This window comes from Bartonella sp. CL436QHHD, from assembly GCF_042195105.1.
Taxonomy (GTDB): Bacteria; Pseudomonadota; Alphaproteobacteria; order Rhizobiales; family Rhizobiaceae; genus Bartonella.
Window position 1 is genome coordinate 1 of sequence record NZ_JBHINR010000012.1, and the last position, 6,024, is coordinate 6,024.

Here is a 6,024-nt window from a genome sequence, read left to right on the forward strand (position 1 = left end):
AATACATCAATATCCCCATAAATATAAAGGATAAGTTTGCTCAACCATATCCCCTTGCATTCATAGAGTGAACCTTCAAAACCTATCTATAAAATGCGTGGTAAAATGCTTCAAAATACTTATTCTGATATCTTAAAGCACATATCAAATTTGTCTTTTTTCCATAAAACGAACAGCAAATTTCACTATTTTGCTGATTTTACCTCATGTCATAGGCTGTGGATAAGTAGCCTTTAATAAAATTTCTTTTTAAGCAGGTTGTGGGTCTTTAGCACCCTTTTTTTATTTTATTATTGCTATTTGTTTTAAATAGATCTAGCAGATTCTATTTAAAGTTTTTTGACATCGATAGATCAACGCTTATATAGCGGTGGGGTTTTATTATAAATGCTTCAATTTCATAACAAACCACTGACATTACGCTCTCTGTTACAATCCTACCGTGATCATACAGAAAATGCGCGCGATAGAGGAACTTCTTTTGAAAAGTTTGTAATTGCTTATTTGACGCAAGACCCTCTGCAATGCCAAGAATATGAAAAGGTTCAAACCTATTGTGAATGGGCAAAAGAGCATGGAGAAGATGGGCGTGATATCGGCATTGATCTGGTTGCTAAAATTCGTGATGAAGAAGGATATGCCGCTATTCAATGTAAGTTTTATAGTGCAAATCATCAAATCAAGAAGGAAGATATTGATAGCTTTATTGCTGCCTCAGGAAAAAAGATCTTCACACGCCGTATTCTGGTTGATAGCACCGAAGGTAATTGGAGTAACAATGCCGATCTCACCTGTGAAGGACAAGGAGTCCGCATTCAACGGATTAATCTTTTTGATCTGGAAAACAGTCAAATAGATTGGTCAACCTTTGAAAGCAAAGGGGAAGCTACTCTTAAGAAAAAAGAACCGAAAAAGCTTTTAGATCATCAACAAGAAGCGCTTAAAACTGTTTGTGACGGTTTACAAACAGCAGACCGTGGCAAGCTGATTATGGCGTGTGGAACGGGAAAGACCTTTACCAGTCTGAAGATAGCAGAAGCTCTTGCTGGTCAAGGTAAACGTGTTTTATTCCTTGTCCCCTCTCTTTCTTTAATGTCACAAACAATAAGAGAATGGACAGCAGATACAGCAATACCCTTGCGTTCCTTTGCGGTGTGTTCTGATACACAAGTTGGCAAGCGTCGCAAAGTCCAAGATGATGCTGCCGAACTCGATGTCTCGGATCTCGCTCTACCAGCAACAACAGATTCTCAAAAGCTTGGAGAAAAAGCCAATAAGACTTCTCCTGATGCAATGACAGTGGTCTTTGCTACCTATCATTCGATCCAAGTGATTTCGGATGCGCAAAAGAAATATGCTTTACCGGAATTTGATCTGATCATCTGTGATGAAGCACACCGTACCACTGGAGCTGTGTTAGGAACAGACAAGAGTGAATCTGAGTTTATCAAGGTTCATGACAATAGCCTTATTCGAGGCAAGAAACGTCTGTATATGACAGCAACGCCTCGTATCTTTAGTGACAATGCCAAAAAACAAGCTAATGAGATTGATGCTGTTCTGGCTTCTATGGATGATGAAGAGCTTTATGGCAAAATCCTTTATTCTTATAGTTTCTCCCATGCTGTAAAAAATGGACTTTTAACGCCTTACAAGATTATCGTTTTAGGTGTTGATGAAGGAGAAGTGAGTAAATCTATCCAGCATCTGATGACAGATGAGAATTATGAACTTATTCTTGATGATAGAACAAAGATCATGGGTTGTTATCAAGCTCTTACCAAAATGGATCTGAAAATTGATCTTGGGGATGATACAAGACCCATGCACCGGGCTTTGGCTTTTTGTAGAGATATTGATACTTCTGAACGCATATGTAGAACATTCAACGATGAAGAAGTTAAGAAAGATTTACGTAATCTTCATGAAAACCATAAAAATATTCCCCCTCTTAACTGTCAAGTAGATCATATTAATGGAAAATCTGGTGCCAAAAACCGTACGATAAAACTTGATTGGTTGAAAGAAGATGCGGGTGAGAATGTCTGCCGTATATTAACCAATGTACGCTGCCTTTCAGAAGGTGTTGATGTTCCTTCCCTTGATGCGGTTATGTTTTTACACCCGCGTAAAAGCCAAGTGGATGTGATACAAGCAGTGGGACGTGTGATGCGTCGTGCAAAAGGCAAAAAGATGGGCTATATCATTTTGCCGGTTGGTGTTCCTGCTGGTGTTTCACCAGAAGAGGCATTAAAAAACAATAAGAGATACAGTGTTGTCTGGCAAGTTCTCAATGCTTTGCTTGCCCATGATGAGAATTTTAGTAAAACCCTTAACCAGATGGTCTTAGGGCAAGACGTAAGCTCTATCATCGACATTGTTACAGTTTCTAAAAAGACCGAATTAGAGAATGTCACCACGGTTATTGACGAAATCACGCTCCACGAAAAATCAGAAAAATCGGGACTTCGTATTGGGACACAAGCTCATGAACCGCACCAAACATATGAAGGACAAGGAAGATTACCCTTTTTTGTTGAGTTTCCCAATGCTCTCAAAACACTGATTGTTAAAAAATCTACCATGAGTGATTATTGGGGCATTTGGGCTGGCAATGTTGCTGAGATTGCACAAAACCATATCACACGTCTTCAAACTATGCTTTCTGATCAAACAAGCGAAGCTTATCATGCCTTTGATGCGTTTTATAAGGAATTAAAAAACAACTTAAACAGTGAGATAAAGCAAGAAGAAGCGATTGAGATGTTAGCGCAACATCTTGTCACGCGTCCTGTGTTTGAAGCTTTGTTTGAGGGCAATGAATTTGTACAGAACAATGCCATTTCGCAAGCAATGGAAAAAATCTTAACAGAACTCGATAAAACCAATATTGAGGAAGAATCCAAAGAATTACAAGAGTTTTATGACAGCGTAAAGTTCCGTGCCTCTGGCATTACCGAACCACAGGCAAGACAAAATCTTATTATCAAACTTTACGAAGATTTTTTTACCAAAGCTTTTAAGAAGACAACGGATAGGCTTGGCATTGTTTATACCCCCGTTGAGGTTGTCGATTTTATCATTCATTCTGTTGATGATGTGTTGCGTAATGAGTTTGGAAAAAGCTTGGGGTCACGGGGTGTCTCCATTCTCGACCCTTTTACGGGAACTGGAACCTTTATTACACGGCTTTTACAATCAGATCTCATCAAACCAGAGGATATGGAATATAAGTTCCGTCATGATATCCATGCCAATGAGATTGTTCTCTTAGCTTATTACATAGCAGCCATTAACATTGAATCGACTTATCATAGTTTGAAGAAAGGAGAGTATATCCCTTTCAAGCATATTGGTCTGGCTGATACGTTTCAGATGCTTAAAGAAAAAGACCTTATGGAAGGTATACTAAAAGAAAACAGTGAATATTTAGAACTTCAAAAGAAACTGAATGTTGAAGTTATCTTCGGCAATCCTCCTTATTCAACAAAGCAAAAAAACGAAAATGATAATGCAAAAAACACACCCTATCCGATTTTAGATAAACGTATTAGTGAAACTTATGCTGCTCATTCAAAAGCAACCAATATGCAAGCAATTTATGATAGCTATATTCGTGCTATTCGCTGGGCAAGTGACCGTATTGATAATGCTGGGATAATCGGATTTGTCACAAATGCCGGTTTTATTAATGGAAGTTCTACGGACAGTCTACGAAAGTGCCTCGTTGAGGAATTTAGCAGCCTTTATATTTTCCATTTACGGGGTAATCAACGAACTTCTGGAGAACTTTCTCGAAAAGAAGGTGGTAAAATTTTTGGTTCTGGATCTCGAGCCCCTATAGCGATTTCCGTTCTCGTAAAAAATCCAAATGCACAACAGCGTGGTAAGATATATTTTCGTGATATTGGAGACTATCTCACGAGGCAAGAAAAGCTTACAATGATTGAATCCCTTGGAAGCATTGATGGTATTACACGGAGTAAACAAGGTTGGCAAATAATTACACCGGATAAGCATGGGGATTGGATAAAGCAACGTGATGACAGTTTTAAAAAATTTTTAGCTATAGGTGTTAAAAAAGGACATGATAAAAAGCTCTTTAAAATTTATTCCTGTGGTCTAAAAACAAACCGTGATGCTTGGGCATATAACTCAAGCTATAAGATTTTAGAAAATAATATGCATAATATGATTACTTTCTATAATAGCGAAGTAGAACGTTTTAATGATGCCTATCCACATGCTGATCATAAAATACGTGCAAATGCTGTAAACAATTTCATCAATGCAGATGAGAGCAAGATTAGCTGGAGCCATAATGTTAAACAAGAATTGGTAAGAGGAAAAATTCTTAAATTCGAAGATGCATGCCTCATGCAAAGTTTATATCGCCCTTTTACACGACAGTGGCTTTATTATAATCGTACTTTCAATGAGAGAGTTTACCAAACGCCGCGTATATTCCCAATGGAGAAAGCGGTTGAAAATAAAATCATACAAGTTACAGGCATAGGAGCAATGGGAGGCTTTTCTGTGCTTATGACTACGGCTCTGCCCGATGTTCAGGTGATAGAAAATGGACAATGCTTTCCACGCTATATTTATGAAGATAGTACGGTCCCAAAAAGTAAAAGAGAGAAACAATCCCATTTATTTACGGATTCTACAGAAGAAAGTAAAACAGTTGGTTTACAGAGGCGTGATGCCATTACGGATGAAGGATTAGCACATTTTAAAGCTGCTTATCCGAATGAAACTATCACGAAAGATGATTTATTCTATTATGTTTACGGTCTACTTCATTCGGAAGATTATCGCTCTCGTTATGCTGATAACCTCTCTAAAGAACTGCCTCGTATCCCGTGTGTAAAGAGTGCTGATGACTTTTGGAAGTTCGTAACAGCAGGGCGTGAACTCGGTCATTTGCACGTGAATTATGAAACTGTAGAGCCTTATCCAGTGACCTTTAAAAAGGGTAATCCAAAAGTTACAGAGATCTCTAATCCCGAAAAATTCTATTACGTGACTGAAATGAAATTTTCTGGGAATAGTAAGGAAAAGGATAAATCGACTGTTTTTTATAATAGCAATATCATCATGACAGATATTCCTCTTGAAGCTTATGAGTATATCGTTAATGGTAAACCCGCTCTTGAATGGGTTATGGAGCGTCAATGTGTAAAGACTGATAAAAAGAGTGGTATTGTGAATGATGCCAATCGCTATGCTGTTGAAACCGTTGGCAACTCTGCTTATCCTCTAGAGTTGTTTCAAAAGGTTATTACCGTAAGTTTAGAAACAATAAAAATCATTAAGAACTTACCAAAATTAGAAATTAGAGAAACTGAATAGACTTGGCTTGCTCAGATGATAGGCATGTTAACCTCACAAAGGGGTATAAGGTCTTATAACCTATAGGTTCTATACCCTCTTTATAAATTGCTTACATACAATCTTTAAAAGGAGTGTTTGTATGCGTTATTCTAAAAAGAAATCATTTGCACTTTTAAATACTCTTATTTGAATTGCTTTAAGACTTTTAAGAAATCCCATCTTAAAGTGAATACGCTTCTTTTACATTGCCTTTAAGAGGTTATATCGTAATCTAAAATGATAGCTTTGTTTAAAGAGAGCTATGTATATTCATTTTCTTATATTACTTATAGGTTTTGAAGGTTTCTCAAACCCTCAAAATACCTTCAAAACCCCTTTTTATATATATTACAGATTGTATTTACGTGTTGTGTGTAATATGGGTTGTTTATTTAAAACATTAACATATTGAAATATAATAACTTTTATTTTTTGATTGAAAAAAATATATAAAGGGGGGTAAAAGGACCCCTCAAAATACTCAAAATCTTCAAAACTCATAACCATAATGGTCTTGATAGCATTTCATATGAGTTACAAACTATCTTTTGAAAGGCTTTAAAGATTACATACTCTCATAAGACATGTTTTAATCATTCACTAAATGATCACTTTTGTCGATTCAATGTACTGACATAAACTGACAAA

1 protein-coding gene is annotated in these 6,024 nt (G+C 36.9%); it reads left to right on the forward strand.

Translation table 11 applies throughout. The features are described from left to right. Window positions 1-387: 387 nt before the first annotated feature. Complete coding sequence (locus ACFIKN_RS01895) at window positions 388-5,355, forward strand: DEAD/DEAH box helicase (RefSeq protein ID WP_375657824.1); 4,968 nt, start codon at window positions 388-390, stop codon at window positions 5,353-5,355. Window positions 5,356-6,024: the final 669 nt, after the last annotated feature.